Source organism: Paenibacillus sp. MER TA 81-3 (genome assembly GCF_023713585.1).
Classification (GTDB): domain Bacteria; phylum Bacillota; class Bacilli; order Paenibacillales; family Paenibacillaceae; genus Paenibacillus_B; species Paenibacillus_B profundus.
This window is the reverse complement of record NZ_JAMAWB010000168.1, coordinates 1-207: the sequence shown is the minus strand read 5'-3', so window position 1 is coordinate 207 and position 207 is coordinate 1. Positions and strand designations below refer to the sequence as shown.

Genomic DNA, 207 nt, shown 5'->3' with positions numbered 1-207 from the left:
GTTACACGCCGTTGAAGGAAAGTGATAGCTACACCTTTAAAGCAGAAGGCAATGTGTACACGTTCTACTACAAAGGAACAGCACAAAAGCTGAGCGTGAACTATCTGGAGCAAGGCACGGATAAAGTCCTGGCGGAAGCCACGACCGTAGACGGAGTAACAGGTAAAACGGTGGAGCTGACAGCCGCGGAAGTAGCGGGTTACACGC

The 207-nt window shown here is 51.2% G+C and carries 1 protein-coding gene; it reads left to right on the top strand.

The window, feature by feature from the left end:
- Positions 1 to 207: hypothetical protein (locus M3650_RS33490; protein WP_251580328.1), on the top strand; the 207-nt coding region annotated here is incomplete at both ends.